Raw genomic sequence first — 26,670 nt, 5'->3', positions numbered from 1 at the left:
ATGGACGGCTTAATGGTAGCAAACTGGCTTTCATTTCTTTTTGTAACCGCTTACGCACTGTTTTTATTTGCTTATGTTGTAAAAACAAGGTTTGAATTCATCAAGCTCGGTAAAAAAGTAGAGTTTGATCATACGGTTCAAGAACGAATTAAAGCAGTTTTAGTGAATGTATTTGGTCAAAAGAAGTTGTTGAAAGACAAGAAGAGTGGAATTATCCATATCATGTTCTTTTATGGATTCATTCTCGTTCAGTTTGGAGCGATCGATTTTATATGGAAGGGACTTGCGCCTGGATCGCATCTGCCTTTAGGTCCGCTTTATCCAGGATTCACGTTTTTCCAAGAAATCGTAACGACGATGATCATGATCGCTGTCGTGTGGGCTTTTTATAGAAGGTATGTTGAAAAGCTTGTTCGACTAAAGCGTGGATTTAAATCTGGATTGGTTCTTCTGTTTATCGGTGGCTTGATGCTTTCCGTATTAGTTGGGAACGGAGCAGAGATTATCTGGCATGATCTGCCTTACGAGTGGACGGCACCTATCGCGTCCGTAATTGCAATGGCTCTTGGTTTCTTAGGGAAAACAGGTGCTGCAGTTGTATTCTTTATCTCATGGTGGATTCACTTATTATTCTTATTAACGTTCTTAGTGTATGTTCCGCAATCCAAGCATGCTCACTTGATCGCCGGTCCACTAAACGTTTGGCTTGGCCGCAAAGATAAAGTAGGAAAGCTTTCGTCGATCAATTTTGAAGACGAGACACAAGAAGTTTTCGGTGTGAATAAAATTGAAGACTTCAATCAAAAGCAGCTTGTTGATCTCTACGCTTGTGTAGAGTGTGGGCGTTGTACGAATGTTTGTCCGGCAACAGGCACTGGTAAGATGCTATCACCGATGGATATGATCGTTAAACTGCGTGACCATCTAACGGTAAAAGGGGCAGCGGTAACCTCACGCACGCCTTGGATGCCAGCGTTCGCTTTCTCGAATACAACAGGCAACCAGATTGCTTTTGAAGCGAGAGGAAAAGGTGCTGAAGAAACAGCGGCAACAACAGACGGATCTTCTGCACTTGCTTATGATGTTGAGATGATCGGTGAAGTTATGACTGAAGAAGAGATCTGGGCTTGTACAACTTGCCGTAACTGTGAAGATCAGTGTCCGGTTATGAACGAACACGTAGATAAGATCATCGACATGCGCCGCTATCTTGTTCTTACGGAAGGTAAGATGGATGCAGAAGCGCAGCGTGCGATCAAAAATATCGAGAAACAAGGTAACCCTTGGGGAATCTCGAAAAAGGAACGCGAGAACTGGCGTGAGCTGAAAGAAGATATCGTGGTACCTACTGTAAAAGAAAAAGAAAAAGCGGGTGAAGAGTTCGAGTACCTGTTCTGGGTAAGTTCGATGGGTGCTTATGATAACCGTTCACAGAAGATCGCACTTTCTTTAGCGAAGATCATGAACGAAGCAGGAATCACGTTTGCGATCTTAGGAAACAAAGAAAAGAACTCTGGTGATACGCCTCGTCGTCTTGGAAACGAGTTTTTATTCCAAGAGATGGCGAACGCGAACATCGAGTTATTCGAAAAGCATGATGTTAAGAAGATCATCACGATCGATCCGCATGCTTATAACACGTTCAAGAATGAATATCCTGAGTTTGGTCTAAAAGCAGAAGTGTATCACCATACAGAGCTTTTAGCTGACTGGATCAAAGAAGGAAGAATCAAGCCGAAGTATGAGGTGAATGAAACGATCACGTATCACGATTCTTGTTACCTTGGTCGCTATAACGAAGTATATGAACCACCACGTGATATCTTAAAAGCAATTCCAGGTGTGAAGGTCGTTGAGATGGATCGCAACCGTCAGAACGGAATGTGCTGTGGAGCGGGTGGCGGAATGATGTGGATGGAAGAAAAAGCTGGTTCTCGTGTGAACGTTGCGCGAACAGAACAAGCTCTTGCTGTAAATCCAACCATGATCGGAAGCGGATGTCCGTATTGCTTAACGATGTTAAGTGACGGAACGAAAGCGAAAGAAGTAGAAGAGCAAGTTCAAACACTAGATGTTGTTGAAATCCTAGAAAAATCAATGTTTGGCTCACAGAAACAAGAAGTTCTTCAGTAGTTTTTGAGCATGTAAATAAGCTGCCTGCATTTGAGCTGGCAGCTTCATGCTTGGAAGTTGGTCGACTGAGCGTTCGCTCGGCTCGTCTTTAAACATATTTGTAAGCGTTAACATATTTTTCGCAGCTCTACCATACGAATCGGGAGGTTTTTCATATGACAAAATCAGTAATCGTCAGTGGTGTACGGACACCTGTAGGAAAATTTGGTGGCGGATTAAGTTCTCTTACAGCGTCAGATCTAGGCGGAATCGCGATTAAAGAAGCGCTTCAACGAGCAAATGTTGCTCCAGACTCAGTGGATGAAGTCATTTTAGGCTGTGTTCTTCAAGGCGGGCAAGGCCAGATTCCTTCTCGTCAAGCGGCAGAAAAAGCAGGATTACCTTGGAAGACAAAAACAGAAACAATCAACAAAGTATGTGCGTCAGGTCTTCGTGCGATCACGATGGCAGATCAGATCATCCGTGCGGGTGACGAAGAAGTCATCGTAGCAGGTGGAATGGAATCGATGAGCAACGCACCTTACATTTTACCGAAAGCACGCTGGGGACTTCGTATGGGAGATAGTTCAGTGAAAGATCTCATGGTCCACGATGGACTAACGTGTACGTTTACAGGGGTTCACATGGGAATCTACGGAAATGACGTAGCGAAAGAGATGGAGATCTCACGTGAGCGTCAAGACGAGTGGGCGTACCGCAGTCATAGCCGTGCTATCGAATCGATTGAAAAAGGAATTTTTGCAGAAGAAATCGTTCCTGTGGAAGTACCTCAACGTAAAGGCGAGCCGGTTGTTGTGTCCCAAGATGAGTCACCGCGTAAAGATACGTCTGTTGAATCTCTTGCAAAATTAAGACCTGTTTTTTCACAAGATGGAACGATTACAGCAGGAAATGCGCCAGGCGTGAACGATGGTGCAGCGGCAGTAGTCGTGATGAGTGAAGAGCGGGCTGAAAAAGAAGGCAAAGAAGTGATGGCTACGATTCTAGGTCACACGGCACTTGCTGTTGAAGCAAAGGATTTTCCGAAAACGCCAGGTCTTGTCATCAATGAGCTGTTGAAGAAAACAGGGAAATCATTAGAAGAAATTGATCTTTTTGAAATAAACGAAGCATTCGCAGCTGTTGCGTTAGCAAGCTCTGAGCTTGCGGGACTAGATCTTGAAAAAGTGAACGTGAACGGTGGAGCAGTCGCGTTAGGTCACCCGATTGGGGCAAGCGGCACGCGCATCGTATTAACATTGATCCACGAGTTGAAAAGACGCGGAGGCTGACTTGGCATCGCTTCGATCTGTTCAGGCGGCGGTCAAGGTGACGCGATCTTAGTAGAAGTGAAGAAATAAGGAGGAGCAATATTCATGAGCATTCAAAACATTATGGTGATCGGTGCAGGACAGATGGGTTCAGGAATCGCGCAAGTTTGTGCGCAAGCGGGCTATTCCGTTGTTCTGCATGACATGCAAGAAGAGTTCGTTCAAAAAGGAATCGGAATCATCTCTAAAAACTTAAACCGCTCCGTGGAAAAAGGACGTCTGGATGAAAGCGAGAAAGAATCCATTCTGTCCCGTATCACCGCATCTGTTTCTCTAGAGAACGCTTCAAACGCAGATCTTGTGATTGAAGCGGTCGTAGAAAACATGGACGTAAAAACACAGCTCTTTAAGATGCTCGATCAATACGCGCCAGCTCATACGATCTTAGCGTCGAACACATCTTCACTTCCAATTACAGAGATCGCGGCTGCAACAAACCGACCTGAAAAGGTAATCGGGATGCATTTCATGAACCCAGTACCTGTTATGAAACTCGTAGAGATCATCCGTGGACTTCAAACAGCGGATGACGTTTACGAGACGATCGAATCGGTATCTAAGAAGCTGCAGAAAGTTCCTGTAGAAGTGAACGATTTCCCAGGGTTCATCTCTAACCGTATCCTTATGCCGATGATCAACGAAGCGATCTTCTCGGTGTATGAAGGAGTGGCAACACCTGAAGCAGTCGATGAGATTATGAAACTCGGAATGAACCATCCGATGGGACCGTTAACGCTAGCAGACTTTATCGGTCTCGACACGTGCCTCTACATCATGGAGACGCTGCATGAAGGTTTCGGAGACGACAAGTACCGTCCGTGTCCGCTGTTAAGAAAGTACGTAAAAGCCGGCTGGCTCGGCAAGAAGTCAGGCAGAGGCTTCTACAACTACGGGGTCTGACCCCACACAAAGACAAAAATTCCATTTTTGTCTTTGTGGAAGAGACACAACTAAAAATAGATCAAATAAAAACAAACAGGAAAACAGACAGAGAAACAGCTAGCAAAGAAAGAACTATAGAGATAAACACGGAGAGAGCCTACAAGAGTCGGCATTTCATTATAGGAATGGGGAGAGACCATGAACCTCGTATTTACTGAAGAACAAAAGATGATGCAAAAGATGGTACGGGATTTTGCGCAGAAAGAGATAGCACCGGCCATCGAGCATATGGAAGAGACAGAAGAGTTTCCGCGTCATCTGATCAAGAAGATGGCAGAGCTCGGACTGATGGGAATTCCGATTCCAGAAGAGTATGGCGGAGCAGGGATGGATTTTACATCCTACATTATCGCGATCAATGAGCTTTCAAAAGTGAGCGCGACGATCGGTGTTATTTTATCCGTTCATACAAGTGTTGGAACGAATCCGATTCTTTATTTTGGGAATGAAGAACAAAAGAGAAAATACATTCCTAAGTTAGCGAGTGGAGAGTACCTTGGTGCGTTCGGATTAACAGAGCCTAGTTCAGGTTCTGATGCAGCAAGCTTAAAGACGAGAGCGGTTAAAAAGGGCGATCATTACATCTTGAACGGCTCTAAGATTTTTATCACAAACGCAGGAGAAGCGGATGTGTACATCGTTTTTGCTTCAACAGCACCTGATAAAGGAAGCTACGGGATCTCGGCCTTCATCGTAGATAAAGATACACCAGGTTTTTCAGTAGGAAAAAAAGAGAAAAAAATGGGGTTGAACGGATCGAACACGTGCGAGATCGTTTTCGAAGATGCGCGTGTACCTGCTGAAAATCTGCTTGGTAAAGAAGGCGAAGGCTTTAAGATCGCGATGAGCAACCTCGATGTGGGCAGGATCGGAATCGCTGCTCAATCTCTGGGTATCGCAGAGGCGGCATTAGAATTCGCAACGAACTATGCAAAAGAAAGAGTACAGTTCGGTAAGCCGATCGGTTCGAATCAAGGGCTTGGCTTTAAGCTTGCGGACATGGCGACTGCGGTTGAAGCGGCAAAACTTTTAACCTATCGTGCAGCTGATCTGAAAACAAACAACTCATCATGCGGAAAAGAAGCTTCGATGGCAAAGCTGTTTGCTTCGGAAACCGCGATGAAGTCAGCGATCGAAGCTGTGCAAGTGTACGGAGGATACGGCTACACGAAAGAGTATCCGGTAGAAAGATTGTTCCGTGACGCAAAGGTGTGTCAGATCTACGAGGGAACAAGCGAGATTCAGCGTATGGTGTTAAGTAAACATTTACTAGGATAAGAGGGAGAGATAGAAATGCAATTTATGTTATCTGAAGAACATGAAATGATCCGCAAGATGGTGCGTGATTTTGCCAAGAATGAAGTAGAACCAACAGCAGCAGAACGTGACGAAGAGGAGCGTTTTGACCGAGCTATCTTTGATCAGATGGGTGAGCTTGGCCTTTGCGGAATTCCTTGGCCAGAAGAGTACGGCGGAATCGGTGGAGACTACCTAGGTTATGTGATCGCAGTTGAAGAACTATCCCGTGTTTGTGCGTCAGTGGGTGTAACGCTATCTGCTCACACCTCTCTTGCAGGTTGGCCGATCTTTAAGTTTGGTAACGAAGAGCAAAAGCAAAAGTTCCTTCGTCCGATGGCAGAAGGTAAAAAAATCGGTGCATATGGCTTAACTGAACCAGGATCAGGATCAGATGCAGGAAACATGAAAACAACAGCGAAAAAAGACGGCGATAACTATATCATCAACGGCTCAAAGATCTTCATCACGAACGCTGGAGACGCTGAAATCTATGTTGTGTTCGCGCGCACAGATATCGAAGCGGGATCAAGAGGAGTTTCGGCGTTCATCGTAGAAAAAGGAACACCAGGCTTTTCTTTCGGTAAAAAAGAAAAGAAACTCGGGATCCGTTCATCACCAACGTTAGAGATCATTTTTGAAGATTGCCGTGTGCCAGCTGAAAACCTGCTAGGTAAAGAAGGAGAAGGCTTTAAGATTGCGATGATGACGCTTGATGGAGGCCGTAACGGAATAGCAGCTCAAGCAGTAGGGATCGCGCAAGGTGCACTCGATGCTTCTGTAAATTACGCAAAAGACCGTAAACAGTTCGGTAAGCCGATCGGTGTGAACCAAGGTATCGGGTTCAAACTTGCAGATATGGCTACAAAAGTGGAAGCGGCTCGCCTATTAACATACCAAGCAGCTTGGAGAGAATCTGAAGGTCTTCCATACGGTAAAGAATCCGCAATGTCGAAGCTATTTGCTGGAGACATTGCGATGGAAGTGACAACAGACGCAGTTCAAGTATTCGGCGGATACGGCTACACGAAAGAATATCCAGTAGAACGTTACATGCGTGATGCGAAAATTACGCAGATCTACGAAGGTACACAAGAAATTCAGCGTCTCGTTATTTCTAAGATGCTTTTGAAAGATTAATTTGTGGGTTTATGAGAGGTTGATCTGCGCTCCAGGTTGCTCGCTTTCCGCGGGGCAGGCGGTGAGCCACTTGCCGCTTTGCGCCATTAAGTGTCTCACCCGCCTAGTTGCAGTGGCTAGCCCCTAGAGGTCAAAAGTTAAATGGTCAAGAAGGCATAGTGCGCCTTCCTGGCCCATTCACCTTTTGCTTGTCGGGGCTGAACAAGCCACTTCCACTTTTCGGACTGACCGCCAGTCCCGCAGGAGTCTCGCACCTTACGCTCCAATCCACTTTTCAATGCAGCAAAATCCAAGGCACAAATCTTTTAGAGATTAACCTTTATAAATAACAGTTACTGAAATTTTTAGGAGGAAACCATGCATCCATTAGCACAGCGCATCCAGCAAAGAGAGGAACGTGCTCTCGCGAAAGCGATCACGCTTGCCGAGAACAACGGTGAAGACAAACTCGAGCTTTTAAAGAGCATCTACCCTCAGCAAAAAGGCGCTCATTGGATCGGCATCACCGGTTCACCTGGTGCTGGGAAAAGCTCGCTCGTCAATCGTCTCATCTCTTTTTTGCGTAAAAAGAAGATGACTGTTGCCGTTGTTGCGGTTGATCCAACGAGTCCGTTCAGCGGCGGCTCTATCCTTGGGGACCGCGTTCGGATGGCTGACCATTTTACAGACCCTGGCGTTTTCATCAGAAGCATGGGGACACGCGGCAGTCTTGGCGGTCTTTCCCGGTCAACGAAAGAAACGGTGCGGTTGATGGATGCTTATGGTTTTGATGTGATTTTAATAGAGACAGTAGGAGTCGGACAATCAGAACTCGACATTATGAAGCTAGCAGATTCGGTTGCGGTTGTATTAAACCCGGGCAGCGGAGATGTTGTGCAAGTGTTTAAAGCGGGAATCATGGAGATCGCGGATCTGTTCGTTGTGAACAAAGCGGATATGCCAGGCGTTCCGAAGCTTCTTGCTGAGATTGAAGCGATGCTTGACCTTGTGAAGCACGATAGTCCTTACCGCCCGCCAGTGGTTCAGACGGTTTCTACTGAAAATAAAGGTTTACACGAATTATGGGAATCTCTTCTAACGCACCGTGAATATTTAGAGAAGAGCGGTGAAGGTAAGGAAAGAAAGCTTTCAAACCTGAAGCGTGAGGTGATGGAAGTGGTTCAGCATGAAATCTATCAGCAAGTGTGGAAACAAGAACAGAAAAATGGGTTCTCCTGGCTGGCCGACTTAGAAACAGGTACGACAGACCCTTATACAGCTGCAGAAGAGATTCTATTAAAACGATTGCAGCCGGCTGACGGGAAACAGAAATGAGGGAGGCCAATTGGGTAAGAAAGAAGTGCCGTCGCTCGTAAAAGACGAAAAACTGATTCAGAGACGACGGGAAGAGATGGTAAAAGCGGCGGTCTCTCTATTTAAAGAGAACGGTTTCCACCGCACGACAACCCGTGAGATCGCAAAAGCTTCTGGTTTCAGCATCGGCACACTCTACGAATATATCCGGTCAAAAGAAGATATTCTCTATCTCGTCTGTGACAGCATCTATGACGGGGTAAAACTGAGGCTGCAGCAGGATATCAATGGAGAAGACAGCGGTATTCAAGGTGTCGAGCGTGCGATCGCGGCTTATTTTAAAGTGATGGACGATATGCAGGATGAAGTGCTCGTCATGTATCAAGAAGCAAAGTCGCTCTCTCATGAAGCTCTTCCGTATGTACTCAAAAAAGAGCTGGAGATGACGGCAATCTTTGAAGAACTGCTTTTTAAAGTAGTAAAACAAGGTGAACTGCATTTAAGTGAAAATGAGATTCCGGCAGCGGCTCACAATATTGTGATCCTCGGACAGATGTGGACGTTCAGACGCTGGGCGCTGCAGAAGATCTATACACTAGAAGAATATACACAGTTACAGCTTCAGCAATTGTTGTACGGCATTAAAGGAGCATAAGAAAGGATGAATGAAATGACTCAGACCGATATTTACAGGCCGAAGAATCCGGTTCGATTTGTAACCGCTTCCAGTCTTTTTGATGGTCACGATGCGTCGATTAACATCATGCGAAGAATTATTCAGTCGAACGGCTGTGAGGTCATCCACCTTGGACACAACCGTTCTGTAGATGAAGTGGTGAGTGCAGCCATTCAAGAGGACGTTCAAGGAATCGCGATCTCTTCTTATCAAGGCGGGCATGTGGAGTATTTTAAATACATGATCGATCTATTAAAAGAACGCGGTGCAGGACATATCAAAGTCTTTGGCGGAGGCGGGGGCGTTATTATCCCACCTGAGATCAAAGAGCTGCATGCTTATGGCGTCACACGCATCTTTTCACCGGAAGATGGAAGATTGCTAGGACTTCAAGGCATGATCAATAAGATGGTAGAAGAGTGTGATTTTCCGACGGTTACTTCTTTAACAGACGAGATCGAAAAAGTGAAAGAGAAAGACGTTCGCTCTGTTTCGCGTTTGATCACACTAGCTGAAAACGTGAAGCAAGCACCAAAAGAGATCGCAGTAACGGCTGAACAGACGTTAAACGAATTGAAAAGTCTGCAAAAACAAGTGCCGGTTCTTGGAATCACAGGAACAGGCGGAGCGGGAAAAAGTTCATTAACCGATGAGCTTGTTCGACGCTTCTTAAACGAATGTGAAGACAAGACGATCGCGATCATCTCGATCGATCCGACAAAACAAAAGACAGGCGGAGCGCTTTTAGGTGACAGAATCCGTATGAACGCGATCTATCATCCGCGTGTTTACATGCGTTCACTTGCTACACGTGGTTCACGTTCTGAGCTGTCTGATGCGATCAAAGATGCGATCGCAGTAACGAAAGCAGCTGGATTTGATCTGATCATTGTTGAGACGAGCGGAATCGGCCAAGGTGATGCTGGCATTTCAGAGATCTCTGATGCTTCTCTATACGTGATGACGAGTGAGTTTGGTGCACCATCGCAATTAGAGAAGATCGACATGATCGATTATGCAGATATTATCGCGATCAACAAGTTCGAGCGCAAAGGCTCTGAAGACGCGCTTCGTGATGTGAAGAAGCAATATCAGCGTTCTCGCAACTGGTTTGATAGAGACTTAGATGAGATGCCTGTTTACGGAACGATCGCGAGCCAGTTTAACGATGCGGGTACGAACGTGCTTTTTTATCATTTGATGAAAGTGATCGAAGAGAAGTCAGGTATGGATTGGGGAATTCAGCCTGCAGCGGAGGCAATGACCGCGAAAAAGAACGTTATTATTCCAGGTGAACGTGCACAGTACTTGAACGAGATCGCACAAACGGTTCGTAAATACCATGAAACAGTAGATGAGCAGGCGAAACTAGCTCGCAAGTCGTTCCAGATTCAAGGAACGCTTGAAACAGTAAGAGAGTACGATGCTGCTGGTGAAGAAGTAGAGGCGAGTTTAAACAAAGCGCTTGAAAAAGTAGAAGAAAAACTTTTACCGACCACTTCAAAAATGCTGAAACAGTGGCCAGAGCTAAAAGAAATGTACAGCAAAAAAGAATTCGTAACGAAGATTCGTGATAAAGAAATCGTGACCGAGCTGACGACGAAAAGTCTTTCTGGTCTTGATATTCCAAAGGTTGCTCTTCCGAAGTTTGAAGACTGGGGGGACATCGTAAAGTGGATCATGAAAGAAAATGTGCCAGGTTCGTTCCCGTACACAGCGGGTGTGTTTCCTTTTAAACGTAAAGGTGAAGATCCGAAGCGTCAGTTCGCTGGAGAAGGAACACCTGAACGTACGAACCGCCGATTCCACTATCTATCAAAAGATGACGATGCGAAGCGCTTGAGTACAGCGTTTGACTCGGTAACTCTTTACGGAGAAGACCCGAATCATCGACCGGACATCTACGGAAAAGTTGGGGAGAGCGGTGTGAGCATCTGTACGCTAAACGACATGAAAAAGCTGTATGACGGCTTTGATTTGATCGCTCCTTCTACATCTGTTTCGATGACGATCAACGGTCCAGCACCGATCATTCTCGCAATGTTCATGAACACGGCGATCGATCAGCAAGTGAAGATCTTTGCGGATACGAACGGCAGACAGCCGAATGAAACAGAGTATGATGAGATTAAGGCTAAGACGCTTGCCTCTGTTCGTGGAACGGTTCAAGCAGACATCTTAAAAGAAGATCAAGGTCAGAACACATGTATCTTCTCTACGGAATTCGCGCTTCGTATGATGGGAGATATTCAGCAGTACTTTATTGATCATCAAGTTCGTAACTATTATTCAGTTTCGATCTCTGGCTACCATATCGCAGAAGCTGGTGCGAACCCGATCACACAGCTCGCGTTTACACTCGCGAACGGGTTCACGTATGTGGAATATTACTTGAGCCGTGGAATGGATATTAACGCATTCGCGCCAAACTTATCGTTCTTCTTCTCAAACGGACTTGATCCAGAATATAGCGTAATCGGTCGTGTCGCTCGCCGAATCTGGGCAACGGTTATGAGAGATAAATACAAAGCGAACGAGCGAAGCCAGAAGCTGAAGTACCACATTCAAACATCTGGACGTTCACTTCACGCACAAGAGATTGATTTTAACGATATCCGAACGACGCTTCAAGCGTTGATGGCACTTTATGATAACTGTAACTCGCTTCACACGAACTCGTATGACGAAGCGATCACAACGCCTACAGAAGAATCTGTTCGCCGCGCGATGGCGATTCAGATGATCATTACAAAAGAGCTTGGTTTGGCTCGTAATGAGAACTCGCTTCAAGGTTCATTCATTATCGAAGAATTAACCGATTTAGTAGAAGAGATGGTTCTTCAAGAGTTCGAGCGCATGAACACAAGAGGCGGCGTGCTTGGTGCGATGGAAACACAGTATCAGCGCGGAAAGATTCAAGAAGAATCGATGTATTATGAAATGAAAAAGCATGACGGATCGCTTCCAATCATCGGAGTGAACACATATTTGAACCCGAATCCACCGTCAGAAGAAGAGTTCAACATGCAGCTCGCACGTGCGACGAAGGACGAAAAAGAACAGCAGATTCAAAATCTAAACGCGTTCCAAGAGTCTAGCAAAGACCAAGCGGGTGAAGCTCTTAAACGTCTAAAAAATGTTGCGCTATCCGGCGGAAACATTTTCGATGAGCTCATGCATACCGTAAAATTTGCAAGTCTCGGTCAGATCACGAGCGCGCTCTATGAAGTAGGCGGGAAGTATAGAAGGAACATGTAGTGTAAGAGGGAAGAGAGCCGCCAGTTTGAGCGGTTCTCTTTTCTTTGCGAGAGTTTTAAGAGAGTTAATTTCCGCTGCAGGACTCGCTTTCCGCAGGGTGTGCGGTGAGCCCATTCGCCGCTTTGCGTCATTGAATGGTCTCACCTGTCTAGCTGCAGCGGCTAGCCCCTCGAGGTCAAAAGTTAAATGGTCATGAAGGCAAAGAGCGCCTTCTTAGCCCATTCACCTTTTGCTTGTCGGGGCTGTACGAGCCGCTTCGCTTTTCAAAAAGTCCCACTCATCCTGCAGGAGTCTCGTCCTTCCGCTCCAATTAACTATTCGGTGAAGAAGCTCGTAAAAGATCTTTCTGAAGAACCAATCTATCAGAAAAGCTCTTTTATAAAAATTCTTTCTTTTGGATTTCCCTCTTCATTTGCAAGTTGATTGGAGCAGAAGGTTGCGAGACTCCTGCGGGACAAGCGGTCAGGTGAGACACTTAATGGCGCGAAGCGGCAAGTGGCTCACCGCCTGCCCCGCGGAAAGCGAGCAACCTGGAGCGGAAATCAACCACTTTCAAAAGCACCTAAGCCAGACTACAAAACCTTTTATGGAAAAAAGATAGATTACTACTGGCATATACGCATGGGATTTGTTTATAATGAAGAGTATGATTCTTCTAAAGAATGAGCACAATGTGTTGATATAAATGAGTGTGGAGAAGGAAAGGAAGTGCCGATGTGGCTATGTTGAACACGTACACGAAAGAACAAGTCGTTGAAATGTCAATGGTCGAAATCGCATTTGAAATTTTGCAAAATGCTAAGCAACCTGTTCAATTCTATGATTTAGTTAAACAGATCGCTGAAATCAAAGGTTTGTCTAAAACGGCTGTAGAAAACCGAATTGCGTATTTTTACACAGATATGAACATTGACGGCCGATTCGTTTCATTAGGCGATAATAAATGGGGATTAAAAACGTGGTACCCAGTTGAAAGCTCTGAAGAGGAACTTGGTGCAACGAACAAACCGACAAAACGTAAAAAGGCGTCTGAAGATGACTATGACTTTGAAGAGGACTTCGATGATGAAGACTTTGATGAGTTAGAAGTGGAAGATGAGTTCGTTGATGAAGATGATGATCTTTCTGACGACGATGACGATGATGACGATGAAGAAGAAGAATTAGAGTTCGACGAAGAAGATGAAGACTTCGACGAAGAAGACGAAGATGAAGAAGCAGATGAGGAAGAAGATCTGTAAGCCTCATCGTGACTCGTGAAAACCAGTGCCCTTGGCGCTGGTTTTTGTTTTTTTATAGGAAACTCGTGGATTGAGTGCCGAAACTCGTGGATTGAAGGCTAAAACTTATGGATTCAGAGCCTAAACTCGTTGATTCATGCTCAAAACTCGCGGATTGGCGAGGCTCAAATGCCATTTCACAAGCTTGTCACATGAATAAATGGATTCTCACAGATCATCTTGACATGTGCTCTATACTCGGGTAATATTCTTTTTGGGCTATTCCTGTATCTTTTATTAAAAAGACTAATTTTATATGATATCAAAGCAAAAGTGCCCCCTAACCATAGGGGAAGTGTCTTTTGCTTTTTATTTTTTTACGGCTGAGACTGTGTCGACTTCACACAGATACCTCTCCCAATAGTAGAAAAAGCATTAAACGCACATACTTATTTTAGAAAATTTAGGGGGATTGAAAACATGGCAAAATATATTTTTGTTACAGGCGGTGTAGTTTCTTCTTTAGGAAAAGGAATCACTGCAGCATCATTAGGCCGTTTATTAAAAAACCGCGGAGTAAAAGTGACGACGCAAAAATTCGATCCTTACATCAACGTGGATCCAGGGACGATGAGCCCTTATCAGCATGGTGAAGTTTTCGTAACAGATGATGGTGCGGAAACGGACTTAGACTTAGGTCACTATGAGCGTTTTATCGACATTAACTTAAATAAATACAGCTCAGTAACGACTGGGAAAATTTATTCTACCGTACTTAGAAAAGAGCGTCGCGGTGAATATCTTGGCGGAACAGTTCAAGTTATCCCGCATATCACGAACGAGATCAAAGAACGTGTTTTCCGTGCTGGCCGTGAAACGAACGCAGATGTCGTGATCACAGAGATCGGCGGAACAGTTGGGGACATCGAGAGCTTGCCGTTCCTAGAAGCGATCCGTCAGATCAAAAGTGATGTAGGTTCTGAAAACGTAATGTATATCCACTGTACATTGATTCCTTATATCCGTGCAGCGGGTGAGCTGAAGACGAAGCCGACACAACATAGTGTAAAAGAGCTTCGCAGTCTTGGTATTCAGCCGAACATTATCGTAGTTCGTACAGAGATGCCGGTTCCTCAAGAAATGAAAGATAAGATCGGTCTATTCTGCGACATCGATCCTAAAGCGGTGATCGAAGCGAGAGATGCAGATACGCTATATCAAGTGCCGATCGATCTTCAAGAGCAGAAGATGGACGAGCTTGTTTGTAAACACCTTAAGCTTGAAACGCACGAGCCGGATATGGCGGAGTGGAAAGAACTGATCAACCGCGTAACGAACTTAAAAGGAAAAGCGAAGATCGCGTTAGTAGGAAAATATGTAGCGCTACAAGATGCTTATATTTCTGTTGTTGAAGCGCTTCGTCATGCAGGTTATCAATTTGATACAGATATTGAGATCGACTGGATCAACTCTGAGAACGTGACTGCTGAAAACGTGCACGAACTTCTTCAAGATGCTGATGGTATCTTAGTTCCTGGCGGATTCGGTGACAGAGGGGTAGAAGGTAAGATTCTAGCTACTCAATATGCGCGTGAGAACAAAGTTCCTTTCTTAGGAATCTGTCTTGGTATGCAGCTTGCTTCCGTAGAGTTTGCTCGTAACGTTCTAGGACTTGATGGTGCGCACTCTGCAGAACTTATGCCTGGTACACCGTTCCCGGTTATTGATCTGCTTCCTGAACAAAAGGACATCGAAGATCTAGGCGGAACACTTCGTCTTGGACTGTATCCGTGTAAGATTAAAGAAGATACAAAAGCGTTTGCAGCTTATAACGATGAAGTTGTTTACGAAAGACACCGTCACCGTTATGAGTTCAACAACGAATACCGTGAACAGATGGAAAAAGCAGGGTTCATCTTCTCAGGAACATCTCCGGATGGACGTCTTGTTGAGATCATCGAGTTAGAAGATCACCCGTGGTTTGTTGCGTCACAGTTCCACCCTGAATTCACATCACGACCAACACGCCCACAAGCATTATTCCGTGACTTTATCGGTGCTGTAACACAATTGAAGAACTAATTATGACCGGTAGCTTCACTTTCTGAGTGGGAGCTACCTGTTTTTTTGCGATTTATGTGATCTTTGTCTATTTTTATGTGATGAGCTTTGATTTTTATTTGATGGATCCCGATTTTTATGTGATTACCCATGATTTTTATGTGATTGAGTTTTTCTGGCGACTAGAAGTACATAAAGATGCTCATTTTTCTTAATTATAAAAGCCTGGCATACAGCCAGGCTTCATCCTATTCATCGTATTCTTCTAAAATCTCTTCTGTCGTTAAAAATAAGGCGTAATATGCGAATAAAGCAGTCAGTCCAGAGGGCAAACCGAGTCGCGTACCATCATCTAGTGGTACTAGTCCCCGAACGGCCTTCGTATCGATCACGATATCGGCTAAATCATCTGGATTCACGTTCATCTCGGCATCTTTTCGTCGCCCGCCTATTAAAATGATGTTACAATCCGTCGTTTTCCGTACTTCTGAACAAAGTGCTACGGCTTTTTCGTCATCTAAAAAGCGTGAAGCCACTACTACACTATCGACCTGCAGCAGATCAGGCAACTCCACATCTGAAAAATTAGCCCCCGCGCGGAATTTATTCTCTCCATATAGGGCTTCACTCACAACGGATTCCATTTCGCCGAATCCCATAAAATATACAGTTCCTTCTGACAAAACGGTCTGTGCAAGCAGGCGTGAGCTTTCTTCGAGCGACTGTTCTTCTTTATCTGAGATGGATTTTAGCAATCCGGCAACCTGTGTTGAAAATATTTTTAACATGAAAAAGAACTCCTTACTTTTTTTCAAATCAACGTGTTTTTGTTTATTAATTTAGTATACTTAATTTAACAATACAAATCATCGGGAACAGCAGGAATTGGTATCCTCTGTCTCGAATGGTATAGGGACAAAATGGTTTTGTAAAGAAACTCTAGATGAGGTGAGCAATAATGAGCGGGAAAATTTTAATTGTAGACGATCAGTATGGCATCAGAATTCTTTTGAACGAAATCTTTCAAAAAGAAGGTTATAAGACGTATCAGGCAGCGAACGGTGTACAAGCTCTTTCGATTGTGGAGAAGGACCGCCCTGATCTTGTCATTTTAGATATGAAAATTCCTGGAATGGATGGCTTAGAAATCCTTCGTCGTGTAAAAAAACATGATGAGACGATTCAAGTGATCATCATGACCGCTTATGGTGAGCTGGACATGATTCATGAAGCTATGAAGTTGGGAGCTATCACTCATTTTGCAAAACCTTTTGATATTGATGAGATTCGTGCAGCTGTTAGGAAAGAACTTCCATTAAACACGCCACAATCATAAAAGTTTAAGAAAAGCTGGTGTGTCGCCAATGATAGCGGTTACACCCGAAAACGTTGATGTGTTGCGGTTTTCAGGCGATATTGGTATGCTATACTAGAATGAAATATGAGCATAATGAAATGTTTAGCAAGACGCCATGAAAGGTAAACTAAAGTGGCTTCTTTTTGCTGTGTATGCGCATTTCAGCAAATATACTATACAAAAATGTAGTTGGTCTGCTCGTGCCAATATCTAAGGAGGACATTACTATGCCTTTAGTTTCAATGAAAGAAATGCTTGAAAAAGCAAAAGCGGAAAATTATGCAGTTGGTCAATTCAACTTGAACAACCTTGAGTTCACTCAAGCAATCCTTAAAGCTGCACAAGAAGAGAAATCTCCAGTAATTCTTGGTGTTTCTGAAGGTGCTGCTCGTTATATGGGCGGATTCAAGCTTGTTGTTGCGATGGTTGAAGCGCTTATCGAAGAGTACAAAGTAACTGTACCTGTAGCGATCCACCTTGACCATGGTTCTAGCTACCAAAAGTGTGCTGAAGCGATTCATGCAGGTTTCACATCTGTAATGATCGATGGATCTCACCACCCATTAGAAGAGAATATCGCTCTTACTAAAAAAGTAGTTGAGCTTGCTCACTTCCACGGCGTTTCTGTTGAAGCAGAACTTGGCCGTATCGGTGGACAAGAAGATGATCTAGTTGTTGAAGATGCAGATGCAGCTTACGCGATCCCATCTGAATGTGATCAACTTGTTCGTGAGACTGGTGTTGACTGCTTCGCGCCTGCACTAGGATCTGTTCACGGACCTTATAAAGGTGAGCCGAACTTAGGATTCGACCGCATGAAAGAAGTTATGGAACTAACTGGTGTACCTCTTGTACTTCATGGTGGTACTGGTATCCCAACAAAAGATATCCAAAAAGCAATTTCTTTAGGAACTGCTAAAATCAACGTAAACACAGAAAACCAAATTGCTTCTCACAAAGCGGTTAAAGAATACATCGGATCTAACCCAGACAAATATGATCCACGTAGCTACTTAACTGCTGCTCGTGATGCGATCCAAGCTACTGTAGCTGGAAAAATGCGTGAGTTTGGTTCTTCTAACAAAGCTTAATATAACCTTTCTCATGAAACCGCCTATACATCATAGGCGGTTTCATTTACACTATAAGAGTGCAAAAACACGAACCACGTATAGATAATAATAGAATGATACGAAGTTTTGTAAGCGTAATCCTTCGTGTATGAAGACGAACATGTTATAAAAGAATATAAAAGATAGACATACTCAAAAAAACAGGAGTGATTATTTTTGAAATTCTTTATTGATACTGCAAACATTGACGATATTAAAGAAGCCTATGACCTGGGCATTTTATCTGGAGTAACAACGAACCCTTCTTTAGTCGCTAAAGAAAAAGGCGTTGATTTTCATGAAAGATTAAAGGAAATCACGAGCCTTGTACCGGGTTCTGTTAGTGCTGAGGTGATCGGAACTTCTTATGAAGAAATGGTTTCAGAAGGTCGCGAATTAGCTAAGATCGCACCAAATATCACGGTAAAAGTTCCAATGACTCTGGACGGATTAAAAGCAGTAAAAACGTTCTCTGACGAAAACATCAAAACAAACGTAACGCTTATTTTTAATGCAAACCAAGCCTTGCTTGCAGCTCGTGCAGGTGCAACATATGTATCACCATTCTTAGGTCGTCTGGATGATATAGGCCAAGATGGTTTGGAGCTTGTTTCACAAGTGGCACAAATTTTTGCGATTCATGAGATCCCAACAGAGATCATCGCAGCATCGATCCGCCACCCTGTTCACGTAACAGAAGCGGCATTACGAGGCGCACACATCGCAACAATTCCACCAAACGTAATCAAAGGACTAGTGAAGCATCCACTAACAGATCAAGGGATCGAGAAATTCCTAGCTGACTGGGACGCTGCAAATAGAAAGTAATTGTAAACATGTAGCTTTTGGAAGTGGTTGATTTCCGTTACAGATGCTCGCTTTCCGCGGGGCAGGCGGGGAGCCACATTTGTACGTTTCACGTATAAAAGTGTCTCCCCTGGCTAGTTACAGTGGCTAGCCCCTCGAGGTCAAAAGTTAAACGGTCAAGAAGGCAAAGTGCGCCTTCCTAGCCCATTCAACTTTTGCTTGTCGGGGCTGAACGAGCCACTTCCACTTTGAGGACTGCCTACCTGTCCCACAGGAGTCTCGCATCTTGCACTCCAATCAACAATCATAGAAGACAAAATTTGATAGTAACTTTCTTTTAGCAAAGAGCGTCCTTAAGAATTAAATTCTTCATCTTCATGTAAGTTGATTGTAGCGGAAGGTTGCCTGCCACATGAGGAGCTTCTCGCAAGGCATGCGACGAGGAAGTTAACTCCTTAGTATAAACTTGAAGACGCAGGAGCAGAGAGACAACCTTGAAGTGGACTGGTGGAGACTCCTAATGGCGCGTAGCGGCAGGAGGCTCACCGTTCGCCCCATGGAAAGCGTGCAACCTGGAGCGGAAATCAACATACTCCCAAAAGAGGCTACCTGAAACACTCAAATTTTCATACATGAAAAGAAAATATTGGTAAATAATAGTACTATCTAACAAGGTAATGCAATCACAACTTTGTGACTCTTACTGAAAGGAGTTTACCATGGAAAAACTGATGATTGAAGGGGGCTATCCTCTAGAAGGAACGGTCCATATAAGCGGAGCAAAAAACAGTGCGGTGGCGTTGATCCCCGCAACAATATTAGCAGAATCTACCGTTACCATTGAAGGTTTGCCTAACATATCAGACGTTCGTATTCTACGTGATCTGTTAGAGGAAATCGGAGGGGAAGCTTACCTGGATGAGAATCAGACTCTAACGGTTAACCCTGAAAAAATGATTGCGATGCCGCTGCCGAGCGGAAAAGTGAAAAAGCTGCGTGCTTCTTACTATTTGATGGGTGCGATGCTTGGCCGTTTCAAAAAAGCGGTCATCGGATTGCCAGGAGGCTGTAATCTAGGACCACGTCCGATCGATCAGCACATCAAAGGCTTTGAAGCGTTAGGCGCTAAAGTAACGAACGAGCAAGGAGCGATCTATCTTCGCGCGGACGAGCTCGTTGGTGCACGAATCTACTTGGACGTTGTTAGTGTTGGTGCGACCATCAATATCATGCTCGCAGCAGTAAGAGCAAAAGGCCAAACGATCATTGAAAACGCGGCTAAAGAACCTGAGATCATTGATGTGGCTACCCTTTTAACAAGCATGGGTGCTAAGATCAAAGGTGCAGGAACAGATGTTATTCGTATCGATGGTGTCGATGAAATGCATGGCTGCCGTCATTCGATCATTCCAGACCGCATTGAAGCGGGAACGTACATGATTCTAGCAGCATCTATGGGTCAGCAAGTATTGCTTGATAATGTGATTCCTTTACACTTAGAATCTCTCATCGCGAAACTGAGAGAGATGGGTGTATATATTGAAACAAAAGATGATCAAGTGCTTGTTTATCGAGGAAAAGATCCACTGAAGAGCGTTGACATCAAAACGCTCGTCTATCCAGGGTTTCCGACGGATCTTCAGCAGCCGTTCACTTCACTTTTAACAAGCTCAGAGGGAACGAGCATCGTAACAGATACGATCTACAGTGCACGTTTCAAACATATCGACGAACTTCGCCGTATGGGAGCGAATGTGAAAGTAGAAGGACGTTCTGCTATAATAAATGGGCCAGCAAAGCTTGAAGGCGCAAAAGTAAAAGCTTCTGACCTTCGTGCTGGAGCAGCTCTTGTTGTAGCGGGTCTTATGGCTGAAGGTGTAACAGAGATCTCTGGTCTTGAACATATCGATCGCGGCTATGAATCTTTAGTTGATAAGTTAAAAGGACTTGGCGCTAAAGTTTGGCGTGAGAGCTTAGGTGCCGAAGAGATGGAAGAGCTTAAGAATTCATAAGTTAAAACGAGAAATCACCATCACCTGGTGATTTTTCTTCAGGATAATTATGTAAGCGGTTAAAGTATGGGGAGGGGAACAAACATGGAGAGAAGTTTATCGATGGAGCTTGTTCGTGTAACAGAAGCGGCAGCTCTTGCATCAGCACGTTGGATGGGAAGAGGAAAGAAAGACGAAGCGGATGACGCAGCAACAACTGCGATGCGTAACGTTTTTGATACGGTTCCGATGAAGGGGACCGTTGTAATCGGTGAAGGCGAGATGGATGAAGCTCCTATGCTTTATATCGGAGAAAAACTAGGGACAGGCTATGGTCCTCGCGTAGATGTTGCAGTCGATCCGTTAGAAGGAACGAACATCGTTGCATCCGGAACGTGGAACGCTTTAGCTGTTTTAGCGATCGCAGACCACGGAAACCTGCTTCACGCACCAGACATGTACATGGACAAGATTGCCGTTGGGCGTGAGAGTGTTGGGAAGATCGACATCAACGCACCTGTTATTGATAACTTACGAGCAGTAGCAGAAGCGAAAAATAAAAATATTGAAGACTTGGTAGCGGTGATCCTAGATCGACCTCGTCACGAACAGATCATTCAAGATATTCGTGAAGCGGGTGCGCGCATCAAGCTGATTTCTGATGGTGATGTAGCAGCAGCCATTAATACGGCGTTTGATGATACAGGCGTTGATATTTTATTCGGTTCTGGTGGAGCTCCTGAAGGCGTAATCGCAGCTGTTGCGTTAAAATGCCTCGGCGGGGAACTTCAAGGAAAGCTTCTTCCTCAAAACGACGAAGAATTAGAACGCTGCAAACGCATGGGCATCGACGACGTGAACCGTGTATTATACATGGACGACCTTGTAAAAGGGGACGACGCGATTTTTGCTGCAACAGGCGTTACAGACGGCGAGCTTTTAAAAGGAGTACGTTTTGATGGATCAACGGGTACAACGCAATCTGTTGTTATGCGCGCAAAGTCAGGAACCGTACGATTTATCGATGGAAGACACAGCTTGAAGAAGAAACCAGATCTTGTGATCAAACCATAAATAACGAGTGAGGCCGGACAACTTCGTCCGGTCTTTCCGTTACAATTACATGAATTAATCTTAATTTCAGTTGCAAAAGCTCAGCATGTATTGTAAATTCTCGTTAGAAGTCATTTGCTTCTGAGTTTCTGTTGCTTGATTAAAGACTCAATATGTGGTTAAAATAAGAAGTATGATTCATTAGGTTAATATTTTCTTCATACCCACTAATACCCTTAACTTTCAAAGGAACTCCTTCCATTAAAAAATCAAAAACCAAACCAACATAAAAAATCCCATTAAATCATAAAAACAAAAACAAAAGATAGTTATTAATAGAAAAGCGTGGTGTCACTATGGGGATAGATTTAGCAACATTAGAGACAAAGAAATTAAAAGAGCTTTATGAGCTTGCCAAACAATATAATATTCAATATTACGGTAAATTAACAAAGCGTGAATTGATGTTTTCTATTTTGAAAGCACAAGCAGAGCTTGATGGTTATTCATTTATGGAAGGTGTTTTAGAGATCATTCCGAATGAAGGATTCGGCTTCTTACGTCCGATCAACTATTCACCAAGTTCTCAAGATATCTACATCTCAGCTTCACAGATCCGCCGATTCGATCTAAGAAACGGAGATAAAGTATCAGGAAAAGTTCGACCACCAAAGGAAAACGAACGTTATTATGGACTTTTACAAGTTAATGCGGTTAATGGTGAGGACCCTGAAACGGCAAAGGAACGCGTGCATTTCCCTGCGCTGACGGCTCTTTATCCGGAAAAGAAAATGGTTATGGAGACAACGAGCAACAACATTTCAACGCGTATCATCGACATGATGGCGCCAGTTGGTTTTGGTCAGCGTGGTCTTATCGTCGCTCCTCCAAAAGCGGGTAAGACAAGCTTGCTGAAGGAAATCGCACACAGTGTGACAACGAACAACCCGCAAGTAGAGCTGATCGTCTTGCTTATTGATGAGCGTCCTGAGGAAGTAACAGATATCGAGCGTTCTGTAAAAGGAGACGTTGTAAGTTCAACGTTTGATGAAGTACCAGAAAATCATATTAAAGTGGCAGAGCTCGTATTAGAGCGTGCGATGAGACTCGTTGAGCACAAAAAGGATGTTGTCATCCTGCTCGATAGCATCACTCGTCTTGCCCGTGCTTACAACCTTGTCATTCCGCCAAGCGGACGTACACTATCTGGTGGTATCGATCCGGCTGCCTTCCACCGTCCGAAGCGTTTCTTCGGTGCGGCTCGTAACATCGAAGAGGGTGGGAGCTTAACGATTTTAGCAACCGCACTCGTGGATACTGGCTCGCGTATGGATGATGTCATCTACGAGGAGTTCAAAGGAACAGGAAACATGGAGCTTCACTTAGACCGCAAGCTGGCTGAGCGCCGTATTTTCCCTGCGATCGACATTCGCCGTTCTGGAACGAGAAAAGAAGAGATGCTCATCGCGAAAGATCACCTTGAGGCCCTTTGGTCGATTCGTAAAACGATGGATGATTCGTTCGATTTCGTAGACAAGTTCATGAAACGCATGCGTAAAACGGAGAATAACGAAGAGTTTTTCGAGCTTTTTGAAAGTGAAAAAAAGGGAGCGCCAAAGCGAGCTAAACCCGTAACAAACTAACGAAAAAGTATGGTTGCAAATGGGTTTTGTCCCTGTTATACTATTTTTATGTGTTTATAACTCTGTCTCCGCATAGGAAACAGGGCAGAAGGAGTGGAATTAGAATGAAACAAGGAATTCATCCGAATTATAAAAAGGTTATCTTTGTTGACGCTCAAAGCGGATTTAGCTTCCTTTCAGGATCAACTTTGTCTTCAAGCGAGACAATGAAGTGGGAAGACGGTAACGAATATCCAGTAATCAAAGTGGATGTTAGTTCTGACACTCACCCGTTCTACACAGGACGTCAGAAGTTCTCTGATGTTGGTGGACGTGTTGACCGCTTTAAGAAGAAATACAACCTTAAGTAATTTGTTGCAAGTAAAAGGGCAGGAGTCTTTCTTGCCCTTTTTTCTTTTGTATTTTATAGAAAACAAGAACTCGGTAACTGTTTTGATGGACCGGGTTTTTTATACGCCTTAAAAGGAGTCGAACACTCCAGTACCGAACGTTTATGTATGGTAAAACATCATACATTTCGTACATACTAAGGAAAAGATTGTTGCGAAAGGGGGAGCAGGCCATGTATGTGATGAATCAAAATGGCTGGATCGAATTGATCTGCGGCAGCATGTTCTCTGGTAAATCAGAAGAACTTATCCGCCGCGTAAGAAGAGCGACGTATGCGAAGCAAAAAGTACAGGTGTTTAAGCCGCTTATCGATAACCGCTATAGCGAAGAATCGGTTGTGTCTCATAACGGAACCGCTGTTATGGCCGAACCAGTCGGACGTTCTGTGGAGATCTTAAAAAATGTATTGCCTGAAACCGAAGTCGTAGCGATCGACGAAGTGCAATTCTTTGATGAAGATATCATCCCAGTTGCTCAAGAGTTAGCAGATCAAGGACTGCGCGTGATCGTGGCAGGGCTCGATCAAGATTTTAAAGGCGAGCCGTTCGGACCCGTTCCAAAAATGATGGCTCTTGCTGAACATGTGACAAAGCTTCAAGCGATCTGCATGGTTTGTGGATCACCTGCTAGCCGTACACAGCGTTTGATCGATGGCAGACCTGCTTCTTACGATGATCCAGTGATTCTAGTGGGAGCGTCCGAGTCATATGAACCGCGCTGCCGCCATTGTCATGAAGTACCAGGAAAGAAAAGAAACCTCCTATCAAGCGCAGAGGGCTTAGAAGGTCGGTTGAAATAAGGTTAGATACTATATTGTCCGGGAGCTTCGTGCTCTCGGGCTTTTTTTGATGTTGGTGTGGCGGAGTTAGCATGCATGCATTTGTAGTCGAAAAATGTCGCGGTGTGTCGACTCGTGGATAAATGGCCAAAACTTGTGGATTGAACGAAGAAATTTATGGATTGACGGCTATAACTTTAGGATTCAAGCTCCAAACTTGTGGATTCATCGATACCTTTGACAATCATCCCCCTAAAAACGGCTACCCACTTAACATAATCACCTCTTAAAAAGGAAATCCTAACGATATGGGAGGTGTTTATAGTGAAAAAGGCAATGTATGCGCCGCTTTTTGCACTATTGGTAACAACAGCATGTTCACCTATGCAGTCTTATAAAGAAGAAGGGGCTAAAATTGAGCCTGCCGCTCATGAAGACAAGCGGGATATTCGGGATAACCTGTTTGGTCATGGGATCATCAATTACCACCTAACCAAAAATGAACCAAGAACCAACTACAGCTATGACACGAACATGAATCCAAATGATTATCGGACGATGAACACCACGCGATTCGATCTGTCTGATGACCAGGATATGATTCGTCAAGCTGTTATTGATTCATCTGGGATCAATCCGCAGATGGTCACAATAAACGGAAATTATGCTCACATTCATGTGAACGTGCCGCATGATATGTCCAAAAAAGAGCGAGCAGCTACGCATCGTAAAATCATGAACGCCGTAGAGCGAGCTGTTCCGCGATATAACTTCTCACTAAAGATCGATCATTAACATTGTGGGAAATAAAACGGGAAATGGGGTCAGACCCCATTTCCCAATTTATTTCCCTAGTCTTCGAGAGGCTTGCTGGATGGGATCCCACGACCCGTTATACGGAGGGGCGTATGCCAAATCCAAATCTGCCAATTCCTCAACATCCATCTCGTGATAAAGAGCTGTAGCAAGCACGTCGATCCGTTTATCTACGCCCTCTTCACCGATGATTTGCGCACCTAGTAACTTCTCTGTTTCTTTGTGGTACGTTAATTTTATTTCTAACTTTTTTGGATCAGGATAATAACCGGCATGACTTTTTGATGTGATCTTGATCTCTGAAAAAGGAATGTTCAGCTGTTCTGCTTCTTTATTCGATAATCCTGTTTTTCCAAGTGTTAGATCCATGAATTGAATGATAGATGTACCTACGATTCCTCTAAAAGGTTTTTTCACACCAACCATGTTTAATCCGGCGATTCGGCCTTGTTTATTTGCTGTCGTTCCCAATGGAATATGATCATTTAGTTTTTTAACACGGTGATAGTGGGTCGCACAATCACCTGCCGCGTACACACCATCCACACTCGTTTCCATCGCCTCATTTACAACAATAACTCCTTGTTCATTGAGTGCCACGTCCGCTTCTTTTAAAAAGCTCGTGTTCGGTGAAACCCCGACGGATACGATCACAAGATCTGTTGGATAATCTTTCTTTGCTGTTTTCACAAATTGAACATGATCGTCGCCTTTAAAACCAAGCACTTCTTCTTCTAAACAAAGTTCGATGCCATGTTTCTCTGCTTCTTCATGAATGAATGGAGCGAAATCATGATCAAAGATACTTCCGAGTTGGTTGCTGCGCTGGATGATACGTACATTTTTACCGAGTCTTCGTACGTTTTCGGCCATCTCAAGGCCAATGTACCCTCCACCGATGATGGTTACGTTCTGAACATCTTTTAACCCGGCCATGAGTTTCTCGGCATCGGGAATCGTCTTGAGCGGATAGATGCCCTTTAGATGCAATCCTGTCCACTGCTTAGGTATGATCGGACTAACACCGGTAGCCACTAAGAGCTTATCATATGGCACCTCAAACGATTGCCCTGTCTTCGTATGTACACCAGAAACTGTTTTCGAGGTAGTATCTATAGCCTTAACTTCATGAAACGTACGAGCATCCATGCCGTATTTTTCACGGAACGTCTCAATACTGCGAGCGATAAGTTCATCAGTAGAAGGGATGAGTCCGCCTACAACATAAGGAAGTCCACATTGACCATAAGAATAGATACCGCCTTTTTCAAGAACCGTGATGTCGGCATCTTTTTCGTTTCGAACAATCTGCATCGCGGCACTCATACCAGCCGCATCTCCACCAATAATGCAATATTTCATCTGATCAGCTCCTTACGTCTCTCTAACTATAT

20 protein-coding genes and 1 pseudogene are annotated in these 26,670 nt (G+C 44.3%); 19 read left to right on the top strand and 2 right to left on the bottom strand.

Annotated elements, in window-relative coordinates:
• From ACOZ9X_RS17795 to ACOZ9X_RS17750, 10 genes and pseudogenes are all read left to right on the top strand, one after another.
• Entirely contained in the window at positions 1–2,133 is a 2,133-nt protein-coding gene (locus ACOZ9X_RS17795; protein ID WP_423419352.1) for a (Fe-S)-binding protein, read from the top strand.
• A gap of 155 nt (positions 2,134–2,288) precedes the next feature.
• Positions 2,289–3,473 (top strand): annotated as a pseudogene (locus tag ACOZ9X_RS17790) (acetyl-CoA C-acetyltransferase).
• Between the two features lie 15 nt (positions 3,474–3,488).
• A complete protein-coding gene (locus ACOZ9X_RS17785) occupies positions 3,489–4,343 on the top strand; it encodes a 3-hydroxybutyryl-CoA dehydrogenase (RefSeq protein WP_144696853.1) in 855 nt (284 codons plus the stop codon).
• Between the two features lie 180 nt (positions 4,344–4,523).
• Positions 4,524–5,663, top strand: a complete 1,140-nt coding sequence (locus ACOZ9X_RS17780; protein WP_423419351.1) for an acyl-CoA dehydrogenase — start codon at positions 4,524–4,526, stop codon at positions 5,661–5,663.
• A gap of 15 nt (positions 5,664–5,678) precedes the next feature.
• A complete protein-coding gene (locus tag ACOZ9X_RS17775) occupies positions 5,679–6,821 on the top strand; it encodes an acyl-CoA dehydrogenase (RefSeq protein ID WP_423419350.1) in 1,143 nt (380 codons plus the stop codon).
• Positions 6,822–7,178: 357 nt separating this feature from the next.
• Positions 7,179–8,135 (top strand): methylmalonyl Co-A mutase-associated GTPase MeaB, encoded by a 957-nt coding sequence (meaB, locus tag ACOZ9X_RS17770; RefSeq protein WP_423419349.1) that lies wholly within the window; start codon positions 7,179–7,181, stop codon positions 8,133–8,135.
• A 10-nt stretch (positions 8,136–8,145) separates the two neighbouring features.
• Positions 8,146–8,769: a TetR/AcrR family transcriptional regulator gene (locus ACOZ9X_RS17765; protein ID WP_144696859.1), complete on the top strand. Its 624-nt coding sequence runs from the start codon at positions 8,146–8,148 to the stop codon at positions 8,767–8,769.
• Between the two features lie 15 nt (positions 8,770–8,784).
• On the top strand, positions 8,785–12,048 hold the full coding sequence (gene icmF, locus ACOZ9X_RS17760; protein ID WP_423419393.1) for a fused isobutyryl-CoA mutase/GTPase IcmF: 3,264 nt from the start codon (positions 8,785–8,787) through the stop codon (positions 12,046–12,048).
• 722 nt (positions 12,049–12,770) lie between these two features.
• A complete protein-coding gene (gene rpoE / locus ACOZ9X_RS17755) occupies positions 12,771–13,289 on the top strand; it encodes a DNA-directed RNA polymerase subunit delta (RefSeq protein WP_423419392.1) in 519 nt (172 codons plus the stop codon).
• A gap of 459 nt (positions 13,290–13,748) precedes the next feature.
• Complete coding sequence (locus tag ACOZ9X_RS17750; protein WP_144696861.1) at positions 13,749–15,350, top strand: CTP synthase; 1,602 nt, start codon at positions 13,749–13,751, stop codon at positions 15,348–15,350.
• Between the two features lie 227 nt (positions 15,351–15,577).
• On the opposite strand, the gene ACOZ9X_RS17745 is transcribed toward ACOZ9X_RS17750, so the two are convergent.
• On the bottom strand, positions 15,578–16,117 hold the full coding sequence (locus ACOZ9X_RS17745; protein ID WP_423419348.1) for a DUF2529 family protein: 540 nt from the start codon (positions 16,115–16,117) through the stop codon (positions 15,578–15,580).
• Positions 16,118–16,284: 167 nt separating this feature from the next.
• On the opposite strand from ACOZ9X_RS17745, the gene ACOZ9X_RS17740 reads away from it, so the two are divergent.
• The 9 genes from ACOZ9X_RS17740 (at position 16,285) to ACOZ9X_RS17700 (ending at position 25,255) form a co-directional block, all read left to right on the top strand.
• Positions 16,285–16,665 (top strand): response regulator, encoded by a 381-nt coding sequence (locus ACOZ9X_RS17740; RefSeq protein ID WP_205725467.1) that lies wholly within the window; start codon positions 16,285–16,287, stop codon positions 16,663–16,665.
• 248 nt (positions 16,666–16,913) lie between these two features.
• Entirely contained in the window at positions 16,914–17,777 is an 864-nt protein-coding gene (fba, locus tag ACOZ9X_RS17735; RefSeq protein WP_191754344.1) for a class II fructose-1,6-bisphosphate aldolase, read from the top strand.
• A 198-nt stretch (positions 17,778–17,975) separates the two neighbouring features.
• The gene (gene fsa, locus ACOZ9X_RS17730; protein ID WP_137791148.1) at positions 17,976–18,626 is read left to right on the top strand and encodes a fructose-6-phosphate aldolase; all 651 of its coding nucleotides are present in this window, start codon (positions 17,976–17,978) and stop codon (positions 18,624–18,626) included.
• A 698-nt stretch (positions 18,627–19,324) separates the two neighbouring features.
• The gene (locus tag ACOZ9X_RS17725) at positions 19,325–20,617 is read left to right on the top strand and encodes a UDP-N-acetylglucosamine 1-carboxyvinyltransferase (RefSeq protein ID WP_137791147.1); all 1,293 of its coding nucleotides are present in this window, start codon (positions 19,325–19,327) and stop codon (positions 20,615–20,617) included.
• Between the two features lie 84 nt (positions 20,618–20,701).
• On the top strand, positions 20,702–21,670 hold the full coding sequence (glpX, locus tag ACOZ9X_RS17720; protein WP_066244703.1) for a class II fructose-bisphosphatase: 969 nt from the start codon (positions 20,702–20,704) through the stop codon (positions 21,668–21,670).
• A 335-nt stretch (positions 21,671–22,005) separates the two neighbouring features.
• Positions 22,006–23,292 (top strand): transcription termination factor Rho, encoded by a 1,287-nt coding sequence (gene rho / locus ACOZ9X_RS17715; protein WP_144696865.1) that lies wholly within the window; start codon positions 22,006–22,008, stop codon positions 23,290–23,292.
• Between the two features lie 104 nt (positions 23,293–23,396).
• Positions 23,397–23,642: a type B 50S ribosomal protein L31 gene (locus ACOZ9X_RS17710; protein WP_066399025.1), complete on the top strand. Its 246-nt coding sequence runs from the start codon at positions 23,397–23,399 to the stop codon at positions 23,640–23,642.
• Positions 23,643–23,854: 212 nt separating this feature from the next.
• Positions 23,855–24,481 carry a thymidine kinase gene (locus tag ACOZ9X_RS17705; protein ID WP_066399020.1) on the top strand — a complete coding sequence of 209 codons (627 nt, stop codon included), beginning with the start codon at positions 23,855–23,857 and terminating at the stop codon, positions 24,479–24,481.
• Positions 24,482–24,784: 303 nt separating this feature from the next.
• On the top strand, positions 24,785–25,255 hold the full coding sequence (locus ACOZ9X_RS17700; RefSeq protein WP_423419347.1) for a hypothetical protein: 471 nt from the start codon (positions 24,785–24,787) through the stop codon (positions 25,253–25,255).
• A gap of 48 nt (positions 25,256–25,303) precedes the next feature.
• Here the strand turns inward: ACOZ9X_RS17700 and ACOZ9X_RS17695 are convergent, their stop codons facing one another.
• Positions 25,304–26,638: an FAD-dependent oxidoreductase gene (locus ACOZ9X_RS17695; protein WP_423419346.1), complete on the bottom strand. Its 1,335-nt coding sequence runs from the start codon at positions 26,636–26,638 to the stop codon at positions 25,304–25,306.
• Positions 26,639–26,670 lie beyond the last annotated feature (32 nt).

The organism is Fictibacillus nanhaiensis (assembly GCF_049537595.1).
In the GTDB taxonomy this organism is placed as follows: domain Bacteria; phylum Bacillota; class Bacilli; order Bacillales; family Fictibacillaceae; genus Fictibacillus; species Fictibacillus nanhaiensis_F.
Note: the sequence above shows the minus strand (reverse complement) of the source record. Positions and strands in the feature narration are given on the sequence as shown.

Coding starts and splice junctions, on each gene's coding strand:
- ACOZ9X_RS17750 (WP_144696861.1), top strand. CDS start 13,749: ATGGCAAAATATATTTTTGTTACAGGCGGTGTAGTTTCTTCTTTAGGA.
- ACOZ9X_RS17780 (WP_423419351.1), top strand. CDS start 4,524: ATGAACCTCGTATTTACTGAAGAACAAAAGATGATGCAAAAGATGGTA.
- ACOZ9X_RS17785 (WP_144696853.1), top strand. CDS start 3,489: ATGAGCATTCAAAACATTATGGTGATCGGTGCAGGACAGATGGGTTCA.
- ACOZ9X_RS17695 (WP_423419346.1), bottom strand. CDS start 26,638: ATGAAATATTGCATTATTGGTGGAGATGCGGCTGGTATGAGTGCCGCG.
- rpoE (WP_423419392.1), top strand. CDS start 12,771: ATGTTGAACACGTACACGAAAGAACAAGTCGTTGAAATGTCAATGGTC.
- ACOZ9X_RS17725 (WP_137791147.1), top strand. CDS start 19,325: ATGGAAAAACTGATGATTGAAGGGGGCTATCCTCTAGAAGGAACGGTC.
- rho (WP_144696865.1), top strand. CDS start 22,006: ATGGGGATAGATTTAGCAACATTAGAGACAAAGAAATTAAAAGAGCTT.
- ACOZ9X_RS17775 (WP_423419350.1), top strand. CDS start 5,679: ATGCAATTTATGTTATCTGAAGAACATGAAATGATCCGCAAGATGGTG.
- ACOZ9X_RS17710 (WP_066399025.1), top strand. CDS start 23,397: ATGAAACAAGGAATTCATCCGAATTATAAAAAGGTTATCTTTGTTGAC.
- icmF (WP_423419393.1), top strand. CDS start 8,785: ATGACTCAGACCGATATTTACAGGCCGAAGAATCCGGTTCGATTTGTA.
- glpX (WP_066244703.1), top strand. CDS start 20,702: ATGGAGAGAAGTTTATCGATGGAGCTTGTTCGTGTAACAGAAGCGGCA.
- ACOZ9X_RS17745 (WP_423419348.1), bottom strand. CDS start 16,117: ATGTTAAAAATATTTTCAACACAGGTTGCCGGATTGCTAAAATCCATC.
- ACOZ9X_RS17795 (WP_423419352.1), top strand. CDS start 1: ATGGACGGCTTAATGGTAGCAAACTGGCTTTCATTTCTTTTTGTAACC.
- meaB (WP_423419349.1), top strand. CDS start 7,179: ATGCATCCATTAGCACAGCGCATCCAGCAAAGAGAGGAACGTGCTCTC.
- ACOZ9X_RS17705 (WP_066399020.1), top strand. CDS start 23,855: ATGTATGTGATGAATCAAAATGGCTGGATCGAATTGATCTGCGGCAGC.
- fba (WP_191754344.1), top strand. CDS start 16,914: ATGCCTTTAGTTTCAATGAAAGAAATGCTTGAAAAAGCAAAAGCGGAA.